This is a genomic window from uncultured Sunxiuqinia sp. (assembly GCF_947495665.1).
In the GTDB taxonomy this organism is placed as follows: Bacteria; Bacteroidota; Bacteroidia; order Bacteroidales; family Prolixibacteraceae; genus Sunxiuqinia; species Sunxiuqinia rutila.
Map to the genome: position 1 here is coordinate 59,074 of NZ_CANLZV010000010.1, position 22,875 is coordinate 81,948.

The 22,875-nt window shown below is 45.3% G+C and carries 20 protein-coding genes; 11 read left to right on the forward strand and 9 right to left on the reverse strand.

Translation table 11 applies throughout. From position 1 onward, the window contains the following. Positions 1–99: 99 nt before the first annotated feature. Positions 100–1,029 carry a hypothetical protein gene (locus Q1A18_RS12995; RefSeq protein ID WP_299580836.1) on the reverse strand — a complete coding sequence of 310 codons (930 nt, stop codon included), beginning with the start codon at positions 1,027–1,029 and terminating at the stop codon, positions 100–102. 485 nt (positions 1,030–1,514) lie between these two features. On the opposite strand from Q1A18_RS12995, the gene Q1A18_RS13000 reads away from it, so the two are divergent. From Q1A18_RS13000 to Q1A18_RS13010, 3 genes are read left to right on the forward strand one after another with little or no spacing between them, the layout of a single operon-like run. After that, positions 1,515–1,901 (forward strand): hypothetical protein, encoded by a 387-nt coding sequence (locus Q1A18_RS13000; RefSeq protein WP_299580838.1) that lies wholly within the window; start codon positions 1,515–1,517, stop codon positions 1,899–1,901. Further along, positions 1,894–2,172, forward strand: a complete 279-nt coding sequence (locus Q1A18_RS13005; protein ID WP_299580841.1) for an acylphosphatase — start codon at positions 1,894–1,896, stop codon at positions 2,170–2,172. The genes Q1A18_RS13000 and Q1A18_RS13005 overlap by 8 nt, the downstream gene beginning before the upstream one ends. A 2-nt stretch (positions 2,173–2,174) precedes the next feature. Next, on the forward strand, positions 2,175–3,608 hold the full coding sequence (locus Q1A18_RS13010) for a pyridoxal-dependent decarboxylase (protein ID WP_299580844.1): 1,434 nt from the start codon (positions 2,175–2,177) through the stop codon (positions 3,606–3,608). Positions 3,609–3,657: 49 nt separating this feature from the next. On the opposite strand, the gene Q1A18_RS13015 is transcribed toward Q1A18_RS13010, so the two are convergent. Both Q1A18_RS13015 and Q1A18_RS13020 read right to left on the reverse strand, forming a co-directional pair. Beyond that, on the reverse strand, positions 3,658–4,839 hold the full coding sequence (locus tag Q1A18_RS13015; protein WP_299580847.1) for a glycosyltransferase: 1,182 nt from the start codon (positions 4,837–4,839) through the stop codon (positions 3,658–3,660). Positions 4,840–4,913: 74 nt separating this feature from the next. Next, entirely contained in the window at positions 4,914–5,504 is a 591-nt protein-coding gene (locus Q1A18_RS13020) for an OmpH family outer membrane protein (protein ID WP_299580850.1), read from the reverse strand. A 317-nt stretch (positions 5,505–5,821) separates the two neighbouring features. Here Q1A18_RS13020 and Q1A18_RS13025 point away from each other — a divergent pair, with 317 nt between their 5' ends. After that, complete coding sequence (locus Q1A18_RS13025) at positions 5,822–6,733, forward strand: proline dehydrogenase family protein (protein WP_299580853.1); 912 nt, start codon at positions 5,822–5,824, stop codon at positions 6,731–6,733. Between the two features lie 52 nt (positions 6,734–6,785). Here Q1A18_RS13025 and Q1A18_RS13030 read toward each other — a convergent pair whose 3' ends face one another. Then, the gene (locus Q1A18_RS13030) at positions 6,786–7,352 is read right to left on the reverse strand and encodes a nitroreductase family protein (RefSeq protein ID WP_299580856.1); all 567 of its coding nucleotides are present in this window, start codon (positions 7,350–7,352) and stop codon (positions 6,786–6,788) included. A 213-nt stretch (positions 7,353–7,565) separates the two neighbouring features. On the opposite strand from Q1A18_RS13030, the gene Q1A18_RS13035 reads away from it, so the two are divergent. The 5 genes from Q1A18_RS13035 to xylE all read left to right on the forward strand — a co-directional run bounded on the left by Q1A18_RS13035 (position 7,566) and on the right by xylE (position 14,345). Further along, on the forward strand, positions 7,566–8,561 hold the full coding sequence (locus Q1A18_RS13035; RefSeq protein ID WP_299580859.1) for a GntR family transcriptional regulator: 996 nt from the start codon (positions 7,566–7,568) through the stop codon (positions 8,559–8,561). 122 nt (positions 8,562–8,683) lie between these two features. Then, positions 8,684–10,168, forward strand: a complete 1,485-nt coding sequence (locus Q1A18_RS13040; protein ID WP_299580862.1) for an FGGY family carbohydrate kinase — start codon at positions 8,684–8,686, stop codon at positions 10,166–10,168. A gap of 32 nt (positions 10,169–10,200) precedes the next feature. Then, positions 10,201–11,553: a Gfo/Idh/MocA family oxidoreductase gene (locus Q1A18_RS13045; RefSeq protein ID WP_299580865.1), complete on the forward strand. Its 1,353-nt coding sequence runs from the start codon at positions 10,201–10,203 to the stop codon at positions 11,551–11,553. An 81-nt stretch (positions 11,554–11,634) separates the two neighbouring features. Further along, positions 11,635–12,960, forward strand: coding sequence for a xylose isomerase (gene xylA / locus Q1A18_RS13050; RefSeq protein ID WP_299580868.1), 1,326 nt, complete (start codon positions 11,635–11,637; stop codon positions 12,958–12,960). Positions 12,961–12,965: 5 nt separating this feature from the next. Next, positions 12,966–14,345 (forward strand): D-xylose transporter XylE, encoded by a 1,380-nt coding sequence (xylE, locus tag Q1A18_RS13055; protein WP_299580871.1) that lies wholly within the window; start codon positions 12,966–12,968, stop codon positions 14,343–14,345. A gap of 106 nt (positions 14,346–14,451) precedes the next feature. Here the strand turns inward: xylE and Q1A18_RS13060 are convergent, their stop codons facing one another. Continuing rightward, positions 14,452–14,628 (reverse strand): helix-turn-helix domain-containing protein, encoded by a 177-nt coding sequence (locus tag Q1A18_RS13060; RefSeq protein WP_299580874.1) that lies wholly within the window; start codon positions 14,626–14,628, stop codon positions 14,452–14,454. A 10-nt stretch (positions 14,629–14,638) separates the two neighbouring features. After that, positions 14,639–15,217 (reverse strand): superoxide dismutase, encoded by a 579-nt coding sequence (locus tag Q1A18_RS13065; protein WP_363322891.1) that lies wholly within the window; start codon positions 15,215–15,217, stop codon positions 14,639–14,641. A 388-nt stretch (positions 15,218–15,605) separates the two neighbouring features. On the opposite strand from Q1A18_RS13065, the gene Q1A18_RS13070 reads away from it, so the two are divergent. Next, the gene (locus Q1A18_RS13070) at positions 15,606–16,865 is read left to right on the forward strand and encodes a metallophosphoesterase (RefSeq protein ID WP_299580881.1); all 1,260 of its coding nucleotides are present in this window, start codon (positions 15,606–15,608) and stop codon (positions 16,863–16,865) included. 292 nt (positions 16,866–17,157) lie between these two features. Here Q1A18_RS13070 and Q1A18_RS13075 read toward each other — a convergent pair whose 3' ends face one another. Next, positions 17,158–17,757, reverse strand: a complete 600-nt coding sequence (locus Q1A18_RS13075) for a superoxide dismutase (RefSeq protein WP_299580884.1) — start codon at positions 17,755–17,757, stop codon at positions 17,158–17,160. Between the two features lie 267 nt (positions 17,758–18,024). Between Q1A18_RS13075 and Q1A18_RS13080 the strand changes: the two genes are divergently transcribed. Further along, positions 18,025–19,332, forward strand: a complete 1,308-nt coding sequence (locus Q1A18_RS13080; protein ID WP_299580887.1) for an MATE family efflux transporter — start codon at positions 18,025–18,027, stop codon at positions 19,330–19,332. Between the two features lie 92 nt (positions 19,333–19,424). On the opposite strand, the gene Q1A18_RS13085 is transcribed toward Q1A18_RS13080, so the two are convergent. Both Q1A18_RS13085 and Q1A18_RS13090 read right to left on the reverse strand, forming a co-directional pair. Next, entirely contained in the window at positions 19,425–19,718 is a 294-nt protein-coding gene (locus Q1A18_RS13085; protein ID WP_299580890.1) for a PG0541 family transporter-associated protein, read from the reverse strand. 12 nt (positions 19,719–19,730) lie between these two features. Then, positions 19,731–22,850: an efflux RND transporter permease subunit gene (locus Q1A18_RS13090; protein WP_299580893.1), complete on the reverse strand. Its 3,120-nt coding sequence runs from the start codon at positions 22,848–22,850 to the stop codon at positions 19,731–19,733. Positions 22,851–22,875 lie beyond the last annotated feature (25 nt).

Genomic DNA, 22,875 nt, shown 5'->3' on the forward strand with positions numbered 1-22,875 from the left:
GATGGGCTATTGTACAGTTAAACCTTATGGATTCCAAATCCATTGTTAGTAGGGATCGGATTCCAAATCCGATCCAGCCACGGTTAATAGAAGCTAATCTTAAAATGTAATTTGTCTTTGTTTAGTCCCATCTGAATTTACGATATACAATACCTCTTTAGAATAGTCTGCATTAGCATGGCTGAATACGATTTCATCACTTACCGACCATGAAGGATCTTTGCCGTAAGTAATTTCTCGGTAATTACTTCCATCTACATTCATTACGCATAAGCGAAGGCTGCTGCTCCAGGCTATCATTTGGCCATCCGGAGACCAGGTGGGAGCACGATCATCTCTTTCATTATTTGTTAGCCTGATTTTTATTTTATCATCTGTATCTTGCTTAAAGATTTCGCTTGGGGTTTTACCATCCATCCAGTCATAGTAAATGAATTCATTCCCATTAGGAGATAATTCGGGATCCCGACCTGAAGTAATATTTAACCCAAAAATTACATTTGGATTCTGGAATTTATGTGTCGTAAAATACACCCCCCTCTCATCGCCTAATGGTTTGTCAAATAATATATATTTGCCATCTGACGACCAATCCGGAAAATAAAATTCAGGATTATCCAGATAGTTCAGGCCTGAAAAAGTGGTAAGACTGTCTCCGTTTATTTTACATTTTTGAATTACTCCCCCAGAGCTAAAAACAAGCCACTGCCCATCGGGAGACCAGGACGGTGAAAAATGATCCCCTCGCAAAACTAATTTACGATTACCCCCGTTCTTATCAATAATGTAAAGCCCTGTGGGATAATCGCCAGAGTTTCCCCAAGCAAAATGATAATAGGCGATATGTTCGCCATCCGGTGAAAAAGCCGGGAACTGGTCCTGCGGGCCTTCGATAATGTAATTTATCGGTGATGGATAGTCATCCTCTTTATAACATGAGACAAGGAAGATTAATATCAATATATTTAACCAGAGTTTAAAGCTTGATAAAGGTTTTTGTTGCATAGCGAATTCTAAATTAAAAACCATACTCTTATTTCATATTTTTACATTCCTAATTAAAAGAAGGAGCAGCAGAAGCCTGATACTTTGTTTTCATCATTTTAAGTTTTTGATTACTATTTTTCAGAATCAGGCGTAAGGGGGGGCGAATCGTACTAAGGCGGGTGTAAATCCATCGCTTTTACATCTTAAGGTCTTGCAAATTGTCGGTGTATACCTTTTCCAAAGTTCTATAACTTAGGAAAAGTAATTAGATCATAGTGCCCTGGGTTCCTTAAAAATCACAATTGACTAATAGATGATTGAAGGTATAAAAAGGTTGCCTGAAAACATTTATGTTATGAAGCAGCTTTGATAGCTCAAAATATCAGCGTGCTTAAGCCTTCTTCAAGGGTGCAATTAACCATCAGGGCACCAATTCTTTCGAGCTAATCAGGCCTAAAGCAAGAAGTACTTGTAAACCGCATGCAAATCTCAAACATTCTTGCTAATTTTAAAGCAAAAATCACATCATGCAAAAACACATCAATATTGTTGCAGCCCTGCAAATTGGCTACAGCATCTTCGGAATACTTTTCGCCCTCTTAATTTATACCATTCTGCATTTGGTTGGAGATTTCTCCGACGACGCGGAAGCCAACCTCGTCCTATCGATTGTGGCCAATGTCATTGCCGTTCTTTTCATCCTGGTGGCTATCCCTGGCATTATTGGCGGACTTGGCTTAATTAAACGAAAAGAATGGGCCCGCATCCTGGTTTTAATCCTGTCGGTTCTGGCTATTTTCAATTTCCCGGTTGGAACAGGTGTCGGCATCTATTCCATTTGGGCACTGGTACATCCGGATGTGGTGACTGAATTTGGGAAAGCTCCCGAAGAAGCACCGGTCAATCATGGCTAAATCCAGACGTCATATCTTACTTTCCGGAAGGGTTCAAGGTGTTGGATTCCGGCATTTTGTTCATCAAAAAGCCAAGGAATGCCAGCTGAATGGCTGGGTAAAAAACCTGCCCAACGGGAAAGTGGAACTGGAAGTAGAAGGCCGGGAAAAGGATTTGAATTGTTTTATCGATTACCTGAAACTAGGAAACGGCTATAGCCGAACCGACCAATTAAACCAAAGTAAACTAGAACCAAACGCCAATTACAGCGATTTTAGCATCCGATATTAACCATGACAACACAAAACTACCATATGAGCCCGGCGCAATTTCGCGAGGAGGGCAAAAAACTTATTGACTGGATCGCCGACTACTATGAGCAAGTCGAAAATTATCCGGTTTTATCGCAGGTAAGCCCCGGTGATGTTCGCAAGAACCTGCCGCCCAATGCGCCGGAAAAAGGCGAAAGCTTTGATGCCATGATGAAGGATGTGGAACAATTCATTATGCCCGGAATCACCCACTGGCAATCCCCCAATTTCTTTGCCTACTTCCAGTCCAACACCTCCGGACCATCCATTCTGGGCGAGCTGCTTTCGGCCGGACTGGGCGTTCAAGGCATGCTGTGGGCCACCAGCCCCGCCTGCACCGAGCTGGAAAGTCATGTAATGGATTGGCTGGTTGACATGATGGGCTTGCCACAGGCGTTTAAAACCACCAACAACGGTGGCGGGGTTATTCAGGACACCGCCTCCAACGCACTGATTACCGCCTTGCTTTGTGCCCGCGAAATGAAAACCAATTTCGGAACCAACAAGTTGGGAGGCTGCCCCAAGATTGTAGCCTATGCCTCGTCGCAAACGCACTCTTCGCTGGAGAAAGGCATTAAAGTGATTGGCGTTGGCGAACGTAACCTGCGCATTGTGGAGGTGGATGAAAACTTCGCCCTGGATCCGGAGAAAATGGAACAGCAGATCAAGCAGGACCTGGAGGAAGGCTTTATCCCGTTTTTTGCCTGCGCAACCATTGGCACCACTTCCTCCAACGCTGTTGACCCGATTCGGGCCATAGGAGAAATCTGCCGCCGTTACGACATCTGGCTTCATATTGATGCCGCTATGGCCGGATCAGCCGCTGTTTGCCCCGAGTACCGCGCCGCATTCGATGGCCTAGAATTGGCCAAGAGTTACGCCTTCAATCCGCATAAATGGCTATTTACCAACTTTGACTGCGACTGCTTTTATGTTACCGACAAAGCGGTACTGATCAAAACCTTAAGCATTCTGCCGGAATACCTTAAAAATGAAGCAAGCGAAAAAGGAGCCGTGATTGATTACCGCGACTGGCACATTCAGCTAGGGCGTCGTTTTCGGGCGTTAAAACTGTGGTTTGTTATTCGGCATTATGGCGTAGAAGGACTGCGTTACCACATCAGCGAGCACATCCGCCTGGCACAAGAGCTGGCCAGTTGGGTTGATAAATCGGAAGACTTCGAATTGCTGAACCAACCGCCATTCAACCTGGTTTGTTTCCGGCACAAGAAAGAAGACGCTTTCAATAAGGAGCTGATGAACACGCTAAATAAAAGTGGTAAAATCTTTCTGACACATACCGTTCTGAATGGGCAATTCTGGCTGCGCATGAGTGTGGGGCAAACACAAACCCGGCAAGAACATGTAGAACGAGCCTGGGCCTTGATTCAGCAAACAGCTGCACAGCTGGCTTAAACGCCCGAGGAATAGCAATGAAATAAACATCACACGCTTATCAGGCCATTCAAGTTTGCTTGAGTTGCCGGTAAGCTTCATCCAAATCCTGCAAAGGATAGCAGTGAGGATGGGTGAAGTTCAGAAATTTCAGCATTTTAAACGCATTGAAATTCGCAAAAAAACGTTTTTGAAAACTGCTATAACGTGCAGCATTGGCGCGGACTTCTTCCAGCGAGGCCAGAAACCCATCTTCTGTCAGGAAAGCCTTTAAAGGCGCTGGCAGTTGGTTCAACAGTGCCAGGGTATTGTTTCCGGCATAAAGCGCTGGCAACAGGTCGAACAATTGCTTTAAATCTTGAAAAGCCTGAAAGTTGTAGGTTTGCGTCAGACTTTCGTCCCCCTCAAGCCACTTCCTAAGCACCGGCCCGGTACCAAAAGGAACCCGGTGCGAGATGCGTGCCGAAGGATAAACGCAGGTTTGGTTAATTTCGCCAATGTGCCCCGCCTGCGCCAGTTTATGCAAGAAATAGAAATCCTCGCCCGCCTGTTTACGGTTCATCCCACCCTGCTTCACATATGCTTCGGCGCGCACAGCAAAGGCTGAACCGATGGTGTAAATCGCATGCGGAAAGCCTGTGAAGGCCATCGCCTGCTTGTAATAATGCAAGTAGGTTTCGTACAGTTGCATGCCTTGCCGGTGCCGCTCTTCTTCCAATTCCGAAATCCGATGTTCAAATTTCAGAGTTGCTGCAACATCCCTGGGAGCCTTTTGAAAATGCTCCTCAAGGGCTACCAAGTAATTGGGGGCAACCAGCGTGTCCGCATCCAGCGAAATCAGCAATCCATCGGCATTATGGATTGCAGCAAAGCGTCGGATGGCTTCATCCATGCCGGTTTTGCGGGCCAGCCCGGCCCCGGCATGCTTTTTCCGAAAAGGTGGCGGAACCAAAACATGAAGCTGAAAGAAAGCCGGTTTCTCGCTTTGCTGCCAGGCTTCCAGCTCCTGAATACTTTGTTGATTTTGAAGGGTCACCGTCTCCGGGCTATGTTCCGACTGGTTCACCACAACGATCACTTCAACCTGTTGCCTGGGCGGCTGACAAGCAGCCAGCGAACGAATGGTTCGCAGGATATCCGGCTCGTCAAAACAGGGGATTACTACAATCATGCCCAGGTCTGCTGCGGGCATCTCTGAAACCCATGCGGGGTAGTTAATATTGCGTTGAATGTAGCGATTGGCAAAAGTCATGCAGGAAAGTTAGGGATAAAAAAAATCCGGACAAAGTCCGGATTCAGTCGCTAAGCTTAAGCGTATTTTGTTGCTTACTTATTTTTGTAACGCAGGTTCATCTCATCCAAAACTTCTTTGGTAATGTTGTGGGCATCATCGCCAATCAACACGTTTCCAGCGTTCAAAATGTAGTTGTATTTTTTGTCTTTGTTAAACTCTTCCAGGTAGTTCATCAGGCTATCAATTAATTCTTTATTGTTGGCAGCCTGCATTTCTGATAGTTTTGTAGAAAGTTCCTGATCCAAGGTTAAAATCTCTTGTTCTTCTCCAACCAAACGATCACGTTCCTGAATGGCACGATCCTGAGTCAGGAAACCACCCCGTTGTACTTTTTCCTGGAAAGCAGCAGCACGTTTTTCAAAAGACGAGCGCTTATCGGTGTATTCCTTGGTATAGGCTTCCTGATTTTTGGTGAACTCATCATGCAATTCTTCAGCCAGGTCATAATTCAAAATCAGAGAATCAACTTTGATATAGGCAATTTTCAACCCGGAAGTTGAACCCACATCCGTAGAATTACTCAAACTAGCATCTCCGGCACTTTTTCCACTAAAATGTAACACATAAATCACAATGACTGCAGCAGCCAAAACCAAGTTCAGGATCAATGAAGAATTTTTCATTTTGTTCAAATTAGATTTTATTTTTTCAGAAAGACGACAAAACCAATTGAAACGAGCAGTATTTGTTAGCGTAGTATCCGGCAAAGAACAAATCAGGCCCTTTTCAACTAATTTTCACTCTCAAAATAATTTGAGCCAAAAATAAAAATTTAAAATTAGGATTGCAGCTTTCAGCCAATATTTTTTTGGAAAGGCATCAAGGGAAAAACATGCGCAAAGTCATGCCTTTTCGCTGACAAACATCATTGACACAGAGGCCCCTGAATACGTATTTTAGGTTAGTTGAAAACCGTATAAACTAAACTAATCAAAAGAACATGTTGAACAAGATGATTGCAAACTTGCTCCCGTACATGCCAAAAACCTTGATTTGGCAGTTCAGCAAGCGATACATCGCCGGGACAAGAATTGAAGATGGGCTGGAGGTTTCACGCAAACTTAATGCACAAAATATTGAAGTAACGATCGATTTGTTGGGCGAATTTATTTCGAACCTGGAACAAGCCGAAGAAAACAAAAATCAGTACCTCGAGATTATTGATCGCTTTACCCGTGAAAACATCAAAGGCAACTTCTCGTTGAAGCCAACCATGTTTGGCTTACTCATTGACCAGGAAGTTTGCTACCAACACCTGCGCGAAATTGTAGCCAAAGCCGCTGAAAAGAACAATTTCGTCCGAATAGACATGGAAGACTCGCAATGTGTCGACATTGAATTGCAGCTTTTCAAAAAGCTAAAAAAGGAATTCAGCGGGCATGTAGGGCTGGTCGTTCAAGCTTACCTGAGGCGCACCCTCGATGATCTAACCGATTTCAGTAAGTTTCCGAGCAATGGTTATCCCCTGAACTTCCGCTTGTGCAAAGGAATTTATGTTGAGCCGAAAGAAATTGCCTTCAAAGACTATCAGGAAGTTCGAACCCATTTTCTGGAAGACCTGGAGTTCATGTTCAAAAACAAGATGTATGCCGGCATTGCTACCCACGACAAGTTCCTGGTAAAAGAAGCCATCAGACTCATTGAGCGCTATCAGGTTCCTCCATCCATGTATGAATTTCAGATGCTATATGGAGTAACCCCGGAGTTGCGCAACACCGTGGTGCAGGCCGGCCATAAAATGCGGGTTTATGTTCCTTTTGGCGAACAATGGTTTAACTACTCCACCCGTCGGTTGAAAGAAAATCCCCAAATAGCCAGCCACATCATCAAGGCTTTGTTTATCAGGAGTTAAAAACGGGCAACAACTCACAAGGCGGTTTTAAAAGCGATCGCCTGGTGAGTTGTTAGCTTACAATCAGATCATCCAACGAACGTTTAGGCACATGATGAACGCCTTGCTCATCACGCCAGTATTTGTAGTCATCACCATCCATTTCTTCCAAAACAACTTCCTCGTCCGGTTTTCCAAAGGCCAACACTTGCACCACTTCATACCGGTCGCTTAAATTGAAAAGCGTACTCAGCTTTTTACGATTCACCGCAGCGATGATGCAGCCTCCATAGCCTTCCTCAACAGCTCCAAGCAATAGGCTCTGAGCGGCAATGCCATGGTCACAAAAATAGTTATCACTGATTTCACGGTCATTCAGCATGATCAGGTAAGCAGCCGGGCGCTCACCTTCTGCCGGGCCCGACCAATCCTTCAGATAGCCCGCCCAGGCCAGCAAAGGAAACAGCTTTTCACAGTCAGCCTCTTCGGTCACCAAAACATATTTGAGCGACTGCGCATTGCGTGCACTTGCTGAACAGCGCGCCAAATCAATCCAATTCCGCAACTGTTCGGGGCTGATTCGCTCCCCTTCCTTAAAACGACGAAAACTTCTGTTCTTCAGAATCAATTCTTTCAACATGATCTTTGATTTTTAGTTGTGCAAAGCAAGCAACAAGATAAAAAATTCAGCTCATCCCAAAGAGTTCAAAGCTTGCTTTTCTAATGGTCAGCCCGATCACCCTAGCTATCGGAATCGGAGCCTTCTGCTCAAAAACAGAAAAAACACCGCCCTTTTTTGAATTTGTTTTGTAAGTTTGCATACCAGAACAGAACACCTTAAGAACTGAAAATCATGAGTAAATTCCATTTCCGGATTGATCCAACTTCGAACCAATTGAAATTTCAACAACTGATTGACGCAGTAACCGAAGCCATCAGCAAAAACCTGCTGAAAGTAGGCGATATTCTGCCGTCAGTAAACCAGCTGTGCAAGGAAAGTGAATTGTCGCGTGATACCGTTTTTAAAGCTTATGCTGAGCTAAAAAACAGGGGAACCATTGAATCGGTGCCGAACAAGGGCTATTTTGTGGCCAAAGCCACCACCAAAGTCTTTCTGTTTTTAGACACCTTTAAAGCCTACAAAGAAGTTTTGTACGGCTCCTTCTTAGAGAATTTGCCCCCGAATGTTACTGTCGACTTGCATTTTCATCACTACAACATCAATGTATTTGAAACTATTTTGAAAGAAAGCATTGGCAAATACACCAACTACATTGTGATGAACTTTGACCATGAACGAGTACCGGAAATCATCAACCGGATTCCCAAAAACAAACTGCTGATCATTGACTGGCGGATTCATGCCAACGAAGCGAACTCAGCCGTTTACCAGGATTTTGGAGAAACTCTATACACTTCGTTCAAAAGCAACATCGCACTCATTAGCAAATACAAACGATTCATTTATTTATATCCTGAATTCACTTATCATCCACAAGAGTCCATCACCTACTTCAATCAGTTTTGTCAAGATCATCAGATTCCGGGTGAGGTACTGAAGGATTCGAAAAAGCTGGATATTCAGTCCGGAGATTTATACCTGATGGTCAGCGACCGCATGCTGGCTCGTTTTCTGGACCAATGTGATCAAAAGGAACTCACACCGGGACAAGAGGTGGGGGTAATTTCCTACAACGAAACCCCCATGAAAAAGTATGTCAAAAACGGCATAACGGTCCTTTCAACCGACTTTGAATTGATGGGCCGAAAGGCTGCTGAATTTGTCACCAACAGCCAACCGATTCACTTTTGTGTTCCAACTAAACTGACGGTAAGGCAATCACTCTAACGAAATCTGCTTTACAACATCTTTTGGGTGCTTTGAAATCGAACAAGCGATCTCTAAATTTGCAACCATACCAGAACAGAACGGATTAATCTGGAAGAAAACCTAACAATAAGCACAAAACTATGTACCTACTCGGCTTTGATATCGGCAGCTCATCTGTCAAGGTTTCCCTTATTGCGGGCGAAAATGGCGCCTGTCTCGCCTCTTCGTTCCATCCCAAACAGGAAATGAAAATTGTGGCACAACAAGCCGGATGGGCCGAACAAGACCCCGAACAATGGTGGGAAAACCTTAAACTGGCTTTGAAAGACATTCTCAACCAATCGAAGGTTGAACCACACCAAATCGATGCAATTGGCATATCCTACCAAATGCACGGCTTAGTCATGGTGGACAGGCAGCAGCAAGTTATTCGCCCGTCCATCATTTGGTGCGACAGCCGGGCAACCAGCATCGGGCATCAAGCACTTCTTGAAATTGGAGAAGAACAGTGCCTGCAAAGCCTGTTAAACTCGCCAGGCAACTTCACAGCCTCCAAGCTAAAATGGGTGAAAGACCATGAACCGGAAAACTATAACCGGATTCATAAAATCATGCTGCCGGGTGATTATATTGCCATGAAACTGAGCGGGCAAATCAATACAACAGCCAGCGGTTTATCTGAAGGAATCTTATGGGATTTTCAAAAAAGCGAAGTTTCCAAACTGGTGATGGACTATTACGGATTCGAAGCTTCCTTCATTCCCGAAATTGTACCCACTTTTTCCGTTCAGAGTGAAGTAAGCGAAGTAGTTGCCCGTGAACTGGGCCTGGCTAAAGGCACAAAAATAAGTTACCGGGCAGGCGATCAGCCCAACAATGCGCTCTCGCTAAATGTACTGAATCCGGGAGAAGTTGCCACAACAGCGGGCACCTCAGGCGTAGTTTATGGGGTGAGCGAGCAAGTTGCTTACGATCCAAAATCCCGGGTCAATACCTTTGCCCATGTCAATCATTCGTCGGCAACCAACCGCTTGGGCGTATTGCTTTGCATCAACGGAACCGGAATTCTGAATTCATGGCTTAACCACCAGGTTGGCAATCGTGCTTTATCCTATGCCGAAATGAATGAATTGGCTGCCACAGTCCCCATTGGAGCTGAAGGCCTAAGTATTCTGCCCTTTGGCAATGGCGCCGAACGTGTGCTGGAAAACCAGAATCCGGGTGCCTCCTTTGCCGGAATCAACTTCAACATTCACTCTCAGGCTCATGTTTTCCGTGCAGCCCAGGAAGGTATTGTGTTTTCGTTTAAGTACGGCATGGAGGTGATGAAAACCATTGGCATCGATGCCAAAGTCATTCGCGCCGGAAAAGCCAACATGTTCCTGAGCCCCATATTCCGGGAAACGCTGGCTGGCGTTACCGGAGCAACCATCGAACTATACAACACAGATGGTTCAATTGGTGCCGCCCGGGGTGCCGGGATTGGATCAGGCTATTATAAATCCGCTGCAGAAGCCTTTGAGAACCTGACCAAACTGGAAACCATTGAACCTGCCATGAGCCAGTCTGAAGCTTATCAGCAAGCCTACAGAACATGGAAAGCAGAACTTGAAAAAGTGATTTAATCCGAACGACTTTAAACCTAAACCAAATACCTATGAAAAACTTTTCGAGAAGATCATTTATGAAATCAGCCTCTGCAGCAACAGCTGGCATTGTATTCATTCCCAACATGATTCGCTGTTCTCCAAGCGACCGTTTGAATTTTGCCGTAATTGGTGTTGGAGGCCGGGGTGCCGCATCTTGGACCCAGGTTCCGGCAGAAAGCATTGTCGCCATGTGCGATGTTGACGACCGGATGTCAGCAAAAGGATTTGAAGCACGCCCCAATGCGAAAAAATACAAAGACTTTCGAGTGATGTTTGACGAAATGGCAAACGACATTGATGCCGTCATCATCGCCACACCCGACCACACTCACTTTCCGGCAGCAATGGCCGCCATGGAGTTAGGTAAACACGTGTTTGTTGAAAAACCATTGGCCCACAATATTTGGCAATTACGCACCTTGCAAAAAGCAGCCAAACATTATGGTGTTGTCTCACAGATGGGTAACCAAGGACATACGACCAACGGCATTCGCTTGACAAAAGAGTGGTACGAAGCAGGTGTACTTGGAGAAGTCAAGGAAGTGATTGCCTGGCAAGGCAAAATTAACTTTGAAAAGGATGGCTATTTTGGCAAACCAACAACTTTTCCGCCGCAAGAACAAAAAGTACCCGAAGGACTAGACTGGAATCTCTGGCAAGGACCGGTTCCTGAACGTCCATTCAACAACTTATACGCTCCAAGAACATGGAGGGGCTTTTACGACTATGGAAACGGGAAATTAGGCGACTGGTGCTGCCACACGCTCGATGCTCCTTTTTGGGCTTTAGATTTAGGATTACCCCATACTGTGGAGGCCATTGTCACAGACCCGGTTCCCGACCACAGTTTTGTTGCCGAAGAATCTTTAGTTACCTGGCAGTTTGCAGCGCGTGGCAACAAAGCTCCGGTGACCATGAAATGGTACGAAGGTTTTGAAAAACCAGTCGTCAGACCCGAATGGGGCGTCGATGAACTGCCGGGAAGTGGCATGATCATGATTGGAGACAAAAAGACACTGATCACAGGTGGCAGACCCAATGACGCACGCCTGTTGGTTCCTGAGGTAGAAATGAAGGAATTCCTGAAAAATCCACCAGCACAAACGATCCCCCGAGTAGGTGAAGAAAAACCGGTACAAGAATGGGTTGATGCCATCAAAAACGGAACCTTGCCCGGTTCAAACTTTGACTATTCAGCTAGCCTGATGGAAATGGCGCAGGTGGGTGTTTTGGCTCAACGATTTGGAGGACGACTGGACTACGATGCTCAAAATATGAAGATCACAAACCGCCCTGAATTAGATGACTACATCAAAGAACCTGTTCGGGAGGGATGGTCTTATGGCGAAAACCTCTGGTAGTCTGTACGAATCATGCGACTGGTTGCAGCCCCAATTATTTGCGCTGGATATAAAAGATAAATAACCATAAAACAATAGGACATGACTGTATTTAAAGGTAACAAAGAGTATTTCCCGGGTATTGATAAGATCAAATACGAGGGACCGGAATCAAAAAATCCGCTGGCATTCAGATGGTACGATGAAAACCGTGTTGTGGGTGGCAAAACCATGAAAGAATACCTGCGTTTTGCAGTAGCCTACTGGCATACCTTCTGTGATCATGGCGGAGACCCATTTGGACCAGGAACACAGGTTTTCCCATGGGATGGTGCTTCAAACCCAATGGATTTAGCCCAGCACCGTTTGGACGCCGCCTTTGAGTTCATTTCAAAAATTGGGGCTCCTTTTTATTGCTTCCACGATGTGGATTTGGTTGGTGACGCTTCGGTTTTCGAAATTGAAAAACGCCTGGTTAAAATGACTGATGACGTCAAAGCCCGTCAGCAGGCAACTGGCATTCAACTGCTTTGGGGAACAGCCAATGTGTTTTCCAATCCCCGTTACATGAATGGTGCCTCTACCAACCCTGATTTCGATGTTGTTGCCCAGGCTGCAGTTCAGGTTAAAAATGCCATTGATGCCACCATTGCATTGGGCGGAACCGGTTATGTCTTTTGGGGCGGCCGCGAAGGCTACATGAGCTTGCTAAACACCAATACAAAGAAGGAGTTGGAGCACATGGGACAATTCCTGCGCATGGCACGCGATTATGGTCGAAAGCAAGGTTTTAAAGGGACTTTCCTGATTGAGCCCAAACCCATGGAGCCCACCAAACACCAGTACGATTACGACACACAAACCATTTTAGGTTTCCTGGAAAAGAATGGTTTAGCAGACGACTTCAAAATTAATATTGAAGTGAACCACGCCACCCTGGCAGGACACTCCTTTGCCCATGAACTGCGCATGGCTGCTGATGCCGGTATGCTCGGATCAATTGACGCCAACAAAGGCGACTACCAAAATGGCTGGGATACGGATGAGTTTCCAACCAACATTTACGAAACAACGGAAGCCATGTTGGAAATTATCAGTGCAGGAGGCTTCACCCACGGAGGCATTAACTTCGATGCCAAAGTCCGCCGTAACTCTACGGACCTGGAAGATATTTTCATTGCTCATGTTTCCGGAATGGACACCTTTGCCCGCGGTCTGATTATTGCCGATAAAATTCTGAAAGAATCAGATTATCTGAAATTGCGCAAAGAGCGCTATGCCTCTTTCGACTCAGGCAAGGGAGCCGAATTTGATGCCGGTAAATTAAGTCTGGAAGACTTGTATGCTGCAGCCCAAGAAATTGGCGAACCGAAACAACGTAGTGGAAAACAAGAAATGTTCGAGCAGCTTATAAACTGCTACATTTAAGCAATATGAAAGGACAAAATTCACTCTATATCGTTGCCATCACCTTGGTGGCAACGCTTGGAGGTTTGCTTTTTGGATATGACACGGCGGTTATTTCCGGAGCCGAAAAATCGGTTCAAGCCTATCTGATCAACGGACTCGGCCTAAGCTCCTGGGTGCATGGTGCTACCATATCCAGCGCGCTGATTGGCTGTATCATCGGGGGCGGATTATCAGGCTTGTTAGCCAAACACCTTGGACGAAAAAAGTCACTGATGCTCGCGGCCTTGCTCTTTTTCCTAAGTGCGCTGGGCTCCGGAAATCCGGAATTTCTCTTTTTCACCAAAGGCGAGCCTACCATGGGTCTGCTTTATACTTTCAACTTTTACCGCATCATTGGCGGCATTGGCGTTGGCTTAGCCTCTGCTGTTTGCCCCATGTATATTGGCGAAATTGCCCCGGCTGACATTCGCGGACGCTTGGTATCAATCAACCAGTTTGCCATTATCTTCGGAATGTTGGTGGTGTATTTTGTAAACTGGGGAATTGCGAATGGCCAATCTTTGGAATGGATCAACACCATTGGCTGGCGACGAATGTTTACCTCGGAAGCGATTCCGGCAGGTATCTTTGGGATCTTGCTTTTTTTCGTTCCGGAAACACCACGTTACCTGGCGTTAAATCATAAAGATGAAGAAGCCTTGGCTATTCTGTCAAAAATAAATGGACAGGAACGGGCACAGCAAATTCTTCAGGAGATCAAAAATACCGTTGAAAAATCCTCAGCCCGGTTATTCGCCTATGGCAAAGTGATCATTATCATCGGGATCCTGCTTTCTGTGTTTCAGCAGTTTGTAGGCATCAATGTGGCCTTGTATTACGCTCCGCGCATTTTCGAAAGCATGGGGGCTGAAAAAGATGCTTCGATGCTGCAAACCGTGGTTATGGGACTGGTGAACGTGATTTTCACCGTTGTGGCCATTGTTACGGTTGACAAATGGGGACGCAAGCCCTTGCTGATGGTTGGATCCATTGGTATGGCCATTGGCATGTTTGCCATCGGAACACTGGCTTTTATGCAAATCATTGGCATCAGCACGCTGGTATTCATCATCATTTATACCGCCTCGTTCATGATGTCGTGGGGTCCAATCACCTGGGTTTTAATCTCAGAGATTTTCCCCAATAAGATTCGAGGGAAAGCTGTGGCCATCGCAGTGGCTGCCCAATGGGCCGCCAACTATTTCATTTCATCCACCTACCCGGCCATGATGGAATTTAGCAGTGGCGTGACTTACTGTTTTTACGGAGCGATGAGTGTGCTATCGTTCTTCTTTGTGTGGAAGATGGTTCCGGAAACCAAGGGAAAAACGCTGGAAGAAATGGAAAACCTGCTTCAAAAATAATTTTTGGTTGATTTTAATTTAGGTGTAATAAAGTTGAAAATTATTTTCTGGCTGATTAATAGTTAATACTCGCAAACGAAGAAAGGGACCTTAAAGGTCCCTTCTTCTATTTTTGAGGCTCCCAATAGCAACGTTTGGGAGAAACGATCTGCCCACTGGCTTTCAGTTCTTTCATGGCTTTTTCCACCTCTTTCTTATCCAGACCTGAAGCCTCGGCAATTTCTCCGGCTTTTAATGGCTTGCCTGCGCCAGCCAAAGCCTCCAATACTTTCTCTGTACTCATCCTATTGTTTTTAGAAACGTTCTGAAATGACTTTCCAGTCCAATACTTTCCAGAAATCCTCAATGTATTTCGGACGGGCATTTTGCTTATCCAGGTAATACGCATGCTCCCACACGTCGCAAGTCATCAATGGCGTTAAGCCATCGCGCAGAGGATTGGCCGCATTGCTGGTTTGAACGATGCTCAATTTCCCTTGCTCATCTTTAACCAACCAGGCCCAGCCTGAACCAAACAGAGTAGCCGCCGCTTTATTGAAAGCTTCTTTGAAGGCGTCAACTGAACCAAATGATTCTTCGATGGCTGTTTTTAATGCTCCGGCAGGTTCTAAAACCGGCGTAGCTGAAAACTGGAAGAAGTAGAACGTGTGGTTCCAAACCTGTGCTCCGTTATTAAAAATGCCGCCTTCGGCTTCTTTAACAATCGTTTCAAGATCAGCATTTTCAAACGCCGTTCCAGGCACCAGATTATTCAAGTTGTTAACATAAGCTTGATGGTGTTTTCCGTAATGAAACTCCAATGTTTGCTCACTAATGTAGGGTTCCAACGCATTTTTAGCGTAGGGTAACACCGGTAATTCAAATGACATAATCTTTAATTTAAAAGTTAGACTTTTGGTTGATTTTTTTCATTCTAACATGAAGTAAGTCTAAAAAGTTTGAAGAAAAAACCTGCCGCCAGCTATTTAAAAGGATTCCAGATAACCCGCCAAGCAAGGGGTTAAAGCCCGAATGCTAACAATGAAGTGCTTACAAGATGAGAACAAGTATTTGAGCATCCTTTCAAAATAGCTTCCCAAAAATCCAATATCTCTGACATAAACTCAATGTTCGCTATTCCCACTGTCATATTTCAGTTTCAAGTTGCAACCACAACCATATCACGGATCCACTTGTTATTATTTGACCGTTTCTTTTCTAATGATTCTCCAGTAAGTCAAAACAGTCAGCGAAAGAAGCAGCAAACCAGAAAACAAGAAGATGATTAGCAAACAATTTCTAATATTTGGCCTTTTTATCCTGGCCGTTGAGTATTATTCTTTTGTAGCTTTACGAACCGTTCTGCGCCCTGCAAACAATAGCACGCAATGGGGGGTATTTTTACTTTATGTCCTGCTTTCGCTCGCTACCTTGTGGAGTTTGTGGGCCTTTCCACACTGGGGCAAAACGGCATGGCCATCGGTTGCTCTTAAGTACCTGGTCAACGGGCTTATTGGCGTGTTTTTAGGAAAAGTACTAATTGCGGCGATCATGTTACTTGGCGATCTGCTACTGCTGCTTCCCAATGCGGTCAAGTTTTTCCTGTCATTTAAGAATAGCCCTGCTGATGTTCCTGCTGAAGGCTCACGCTTAATCAGCCGGTTTACCTTTATCTCTCAAACAGCGTTGCTGATGGGGGCTGCACTTACCTCAGGCTTGCTTTATGGTATGACCAATCGGTACCGGTACCAAATCAGGCGTGTCCGGCTAAACAATCCCTCCATTCCGGATGCCTTTAAAGGCTTGCGTATTATTCAAATTTCAGATATTCATTCGGGGAGTTTTGATGACCGGGAGGCCGTGGCTGAAGGAGTCGCTGCCATCATGGAAACAAGACCCGATTTGATTGTTTTTACCGGAGACCTGGTCAATGATAAAGCGGAGGAACTAGAACCCTACCTGGATGTTTTCAAAGAGTTAAAAGCCCCTTTAGGCGTATATTCTGTACTGGGAAACCACGACTATGGTGATTATGTATCCTGGCCTTCTGAAGAAGCCAAAAAGCAAAATTTGGAAACGCTCAAGCAACACCATGAAACCATGGGCTGGCGGTTACTGCTCAACGAACACGTGCTCCTGGAGCGGGATAAGCAACAACTGGCCTTAATTGGTATTGAAAACTGGGGAGCAAAAGTTGGCTTTCCCAAATATGGAAATCTGAGTCAAGCAATAGTCGGATTGGAAAACAAAGATATTCCGCTAAAAATATTATTGAGCCATGATCCCTCGCATTGGGATGCTGAAGTTCGTCAAAATTTCACAGACATTACACTCACCCTCAGCGGACATACGCATGGTATGCAGTTTGGCATTGACATTCCTGGCTTTAAGTGGAGTCCGGTTCAATACGTGTACGACCAATGGGCAGGGCTATACCAACAACAAAACCAATATCTGTATGTAAATCGTGGCTTTGGGTTTATTGGTTACCAAGGTCGTTTAGGCATCTTACCTGAAATTACAATGATTGAATTGACTTAATTTTTACAAATCGAGTGAAGATCGAATATTGGTGGGAGAAATAATAAGGAGAATATTGAAAGCGATGTTAAACGGTCAGCTTTAACTGCCCGATCCGAGCTTAATAAAAGATTAGAATTTTCGAGTAAGGTAAGTCCAGAATTTCCGAATGAAACAACTTCTGCACCTTAAAACAGAAGTAATACCGGGGATTTCCACGACATTCAAAATTTCAGGATAAACTACAAAACACAAACTTTAGGGCAATAAAAACCCCGAAGCCTCTGCTTCGGGGAAAAAAACCAAAAATCAACTAACCTTTAAACCGTTTGGCTACTTCATCCCAGTTGATGACTTTCCAAAAAGCCTCAATGTAATCGGGACGTTTGTTCTGATACTTTAAATAATAAGCATGTTCCCAAACGTCAATTCCAAGAATTGGAGTCCCTTTCACATCAGCAACATCCATTAAAGGATTATCCTGATTGGGTGTTGATGAAACAACCAAACTATCACCCTGCTTTACCAACCAAGCCCAACCAGAACCAAATCGGGTTGCAGCTGCATTGGCAAAAGCTTCTTTAAATTTATCGACTGATCCTAACGAATCAGTTATAGCTTTTAATAAATCTCCTTCAGGTTGGGATGCCCCACCGGGGGTCATGATTTCCCAATACAAATTGTGGTTATAGAAACCACCACCGTTATTACGAACGGCTGTTGAGTGCGATGACACATTGGCCAGCAACTCTTCAATTGATTTTCCTTCGAGCTCGGTTCCATTAACCGCGTCATTCAACTTACTGGTGTAAGCTGCGTGGTGCTTGCTATGGTGGATTTCCATTGTGCGCGCATCAATTAATGGTTCAAGAGCGTCGTATGCGTAACTTAATTTTGGTAATTCAAATGCCATATTAATCTTATTTTATGATTTTCAGATTTCTTTATCTTTATATACAAAACTAAGGGGTAAATTGTTTTCAACCAAATTAGTTTCGATCTATTTTTATTGAAAATATCTATCCCAAATAGGATCTGCCAATGAGAGGAAATGCGGCTCCTCCTTTGAAAAGCTCCTTTGTTTACAGGCTTTCTGTCATTCTTCGTTGCTTACATAAGACTGGCGTAAAGTGAATTTAGTGGCCTAAACTATTTTTTGTTCCTTTGCACAAAAAAAATTGTGAACCGAAATATTCTCCGTTTAGCTATTCCAAACATTGTTGCCAACGTCACCATTCCATTATTGGGACTGGTCGATCTGGCACTAATGGGGCATCTGGATTCTGAAGTCTTCATTGGCGCTGTTTCGTTGGGGACCGTAATCTTTAACTTCATCTATTGGGGCTTTAGCTTTTTGCGTATGGGCACCAGTGGGTTTACCGCACAGGCTTACGGCGAAAAAAACAAACCAGAAAGTTACCATATTTTGCTGCGCGCCATGCTGATTTCAAGCGTTATCGGGCTACTCATCCTTTTTCTGCAGTTTCCGATTGAATGGCTGAGCTTTCAATTGATTAACGGAACAGATGAAGTCGAATCACTGGCTCGCGAATATTTCCGCATTCGAATTTGGGCAGCTCCGGCCACACTCGGGCTGTATGTTCTCAACGGTTGGTTTTTAGGCATGCAAAATGCCCGACTACCTATGATTACATCGATTGCTGCCAATGTTTTCAACATCGTGTTAAGTTTTCTATTTGTTAAAACATTTCACCTGAATTCGGCTGGGGTAGCTCTGGGCACGGTGCTGGCCCAGTACCTGGGTGTTGTGCTGGGGCTGTTCTTGTTTTTCAGATCCTATCGTCAATTGATTCAGCCTTGGAACTGGACCGCCATTATCGATGCCAAGGCCATGAAAAACTTTTTTCGGGTCAACTCCGATATCTTCATCCGCACCTTCTGTGTCATTTTTGTTTTTACCTTTTTCACCTCAAAATCGGCCAGTATTAACAACCACATGCTGGCTGTCAATTCCATTCTTATACAGTTTTTACTGTTTTTTGCCTTTTTTATTGACGGCTTTGCCTATGCCGGCGAAGCACTGGCCGGTCGCTACAAAGGCGAACAAAACCGGGGTTTATTCCTGCGGCTAACCCGTCTGCTCTTTTATTGGGGCAGCCTGCTGGCCTTTGCTTTTGCACTAACTTACCTGTTTGCCAACCAGCTCATTTTAGGCCTGCTCACCAATCAGCAAGAGTTGATTGAAACAGCGCTTAACTTTCGTTTTTGGCTGGTACTGCTTCCTTTGCTTTCGTTTGCCTCATTTATTTGGGATGGAATTTACATTGGTGCCACAGCCTCCAAAGAAATGCGCAACAGCATGCTTGGCGCCAGTCTACTGGTCTTTTTGCCGGGGTACTTTCTGATGCAGCCCATTTTAGGCGAACATGCACTTTGGCTGGCCATGATGTTGTTTATGCTTAGCCGTGGTGTATTTCAAACGTTTTTGTTTCCCCGGGTGATGCGCCACAACTTCATCAAACAATAGCTTTTGAAGTCCGGCCCCAATCATTCGGACAAAAAAAGGCCCTCCCCCTATCAACAAAACTGCGATTGGGAAGGGCCATGACAAAGAGTGATTTATACTGATTTTAGAACGTCCCAAACAAAGGCCCGCACGCCAACTTCTTTGTTGACCTCATCCAGTTTCTGCACTTTTCCCAGAAGAACATCAACTTTCTCGTCGGGCACAATCGTCATGACTGCTGAGTTAATTTCAGGCCAGGTGTGAGTACCCATCCGAGGTTCGCCATCCACCGAGCCCCGTCCAAGTACATTGTTCCACCAGGTATATCCTCTAACATCCAGGCGATCCAACATGTACTCTACACGTTCGGTATTCGCCTGATTAAAAATTATAAATACGGCTTTCATTTCTTTTCAGTTTTACTTATCCATAAATACGAACTGCTGTCTCACTTTTTCCTTCTTGCGGCGTTCGCCACGGCTGGCCAAAACAGCATACATCACGGGCACAATAACCATGGTAACCAGTGTTGAGAATATCAAACCACCGATAACTGTAATTCCCATGGGGCGCCAGATTTCAGCTCCTTCACCGGTACTCATGGCCAAGGGCAGCATTCCCAGAATGGTCGTGGCAGCGGTCATCAGTACCGGACGCAAACGCGACCTTCCGGAAAGGGCAATGGCTTCATACAACTCCACTCCACGATCCCGCATCAGGTTAATGAAGTCGACCAATACAATACCGTTTTTCACAACAATACCCACCAAAAGCACCGCTCCCAAGGCAGCCACAACACTCAGGGTGGTTCCGGTAATCACCAAGGCCAAAATCACCCCGGTAAAAGCAAACGGTATGGAGAACATGATAATCAGCGGCATCCGCAACGATTCAAACTGAGAAGCCATCACAATAAACACCAGGATCAAACTCAAGCCAAAAAGCATGGCCAAATCCATAAACGATTCTTGCTGATCTTCATAGGCTCCACCAACCGAAACCACAATTTCAGGAGGCGTATCAAGCTGAGCGGTCTCGGTTTTAATACGGTTAGCCAGCTCACCCAATGAAATGCCGTCGGGTGATGCCGAAATGGTAACCAAGCGTTCGCGACGTTTATGCTCAATGCTTGGCGGCGACCAGTATTCTTCAATTTTACCCAGTTCTTTTAGCTTGATTTTTTGTCCGGCCGGAGTCACAATTGTCATTTCCTGAATATCAGAAATGGAGTTCCGGTATTTTTCTTCCAAACGGATTTTGATGTCATACTCTTCCCCTTCTTCTTTATAGTAAGAAGGAACCAGACCATTGATGCGGTTACGAATAAACATTGATACCTGAGCGGTTGTCAGCCCATGTTCCGACAACTTGTTCCGATCCAAGACAATCTGCAGTTCGGGCTTGTCATTCTTCCGGCTAATGGTCACATCCTGTGCTCCATCCATTCTTTTCAGCCGGTCCAAAACTTGCTCGGCATACAGGTTCGTTACATCGAAGTTGTAACCATAGATTTCATAATCCACGGTATTTCCTGACCCTCCAAGTCCTTGTGTTGATGTTGAAATGGTGGAACTTACAACTTCAGGCAGCAAGGCAACCTGCGCCCTGAAATCATCCGCAATCTGCCAAACCGTCCGTTCACGCTCGTCAATATCGCTCAAGCGAAGAGTGAGGTTAATGATGTTGGACCCGGTGGTGCTGAACATCGAAATGAATCCGCCCTCATCATCGGCTCCCGAAGAAGATGAAATCAATTCCACTTCCGGATACCGGTCACGAATGGTTGCCTCCAGCTGGCGCGTAACCTTTGCAGTTTCTTCCACCCGCAAACCAGTTTGAAGTTCAATATTGGCCTGAATCTGGCTTTCATCCGATTCCGGCATAAAATCACTTCCAATGTATTTCATCAGGAATAAGGATCCAAAGAACACCAGGAAGGTACTGATAATAACCATGGACTTGTAATGTAACAAACGACGCAATAAGTTCTCATACATCAAGTCAAATTTATAGAGCCATTTTTCAATGGTATTCTCCCAGGAGAACCGGCGAGGTTTTTTCTTTTGACTCAGCTTCAACATCCGCGAGGCCAACATCGGTGTCAGCGAAATAGCGGCCAGGGTAGAAGTAACAACGGTAATGGTCACAATCCATCCCAACTGGTTGAACAATACGCCGGTCATTCCCGACACCAAGGTCAGCGGGAAGAACACAGCCACCACCACCAAAGTGGTAATGATAACGGACATCCACACTTCGTTGGTCGCATAAATGGCAGCTTCCCGTGGGCTACTTCCCCGCTCCACATGCCGGGTAATGTTCTCCAAGACCACAATGGCATCGTCCACCACCATTCCAATGGCAATCGACAGCGAGGTCAATGAAATAACGTTAAGCGAACTGCCCGTCAGGTAGAGGTAAACAAACGAAACAATCAGCGAAATTGGAATCGTAAGCACAATAATGAAGGTGGCCCGCCAACGTCCTAAGAAGAACAGCACCACCAGCACCACAAAGATCATGGCGTACATCAGGGTGGACGACAGGTTGCTGATTGATCCTTTAATAAAGGTCGAAGAGTCAAAAATCTCCTGAATTTTGACATCCGGAGGCAGTGTTACTTTCAACTCTTCCAGTCGGTCTTTGATTTGACGGGCAACTTTTACGGTATTGGCACCCGACTGCTTCATGACAAACAGCCGCACCCCGGTTTCTCCGTTAATCCGTTCTTCCAGCGTAACATCTTTCAAGGTATCGCGCACCGTGGCAACATCCTTCACAAAAACCTGCTTGCCATCTCTACTGGCCACCACCAGGTTGTTGATTCGTTCACTTTCGGAGAACTCTCCCTGAACCCGAATTTGGTAATCGATCTTACCCATTTTCAGATTCCCCAAGGGAAGGTTCCGGTTTTCGCCCGAGATGACCGAACCAATTTGTTCCAGCGTCAGGTCGTAAGCATCCAGTCGTTTCGGATCCACATCCACATAAACCATCCGCTGGGGCGTTCCCACCATGGCTACCGAACCAACACCATCAACCCGGTTCAAGGGGTTAATCACTTTTTCGTCAATCAGTTTCTCCAGTCCCGGATAGGATTCCTCTGCCGTGATGGCATAAAACAGGATGGGGAACATACTGGTATTGAACTTGAAAATAGTGGGACGATCTACCCCATCCGGCAGGTTGTCCAGCATCCGGTCAATCACATCCCGAATATCATTGGTTGCTTCATCCAGGTTGGCATCCCACTCAAATTCCAAAGAAATAACCGAAATGTTGTCCGACGAGGTGGACGAAATCTCCTTCAATTTATCTACGGAGTTCAAGGCATCTTCGAGCACCTTGGTCACGTTGGTTTCAATATCCGCCGCGTTGGCTCCGGAGTAAGTTGTCATCACCGAGACATAGGGCGGCTCCATTTCCGGGTACAAATCAACCGGAATGTTGATGAGCGAGAACGCCCCCATCACCATGATGGCAACAAAAATCATGAAGGTAGTAACCGGTTTGTCAACCGCACTTTTATATATACTCATAATTGTTGTTTCTTAAATTCTACAT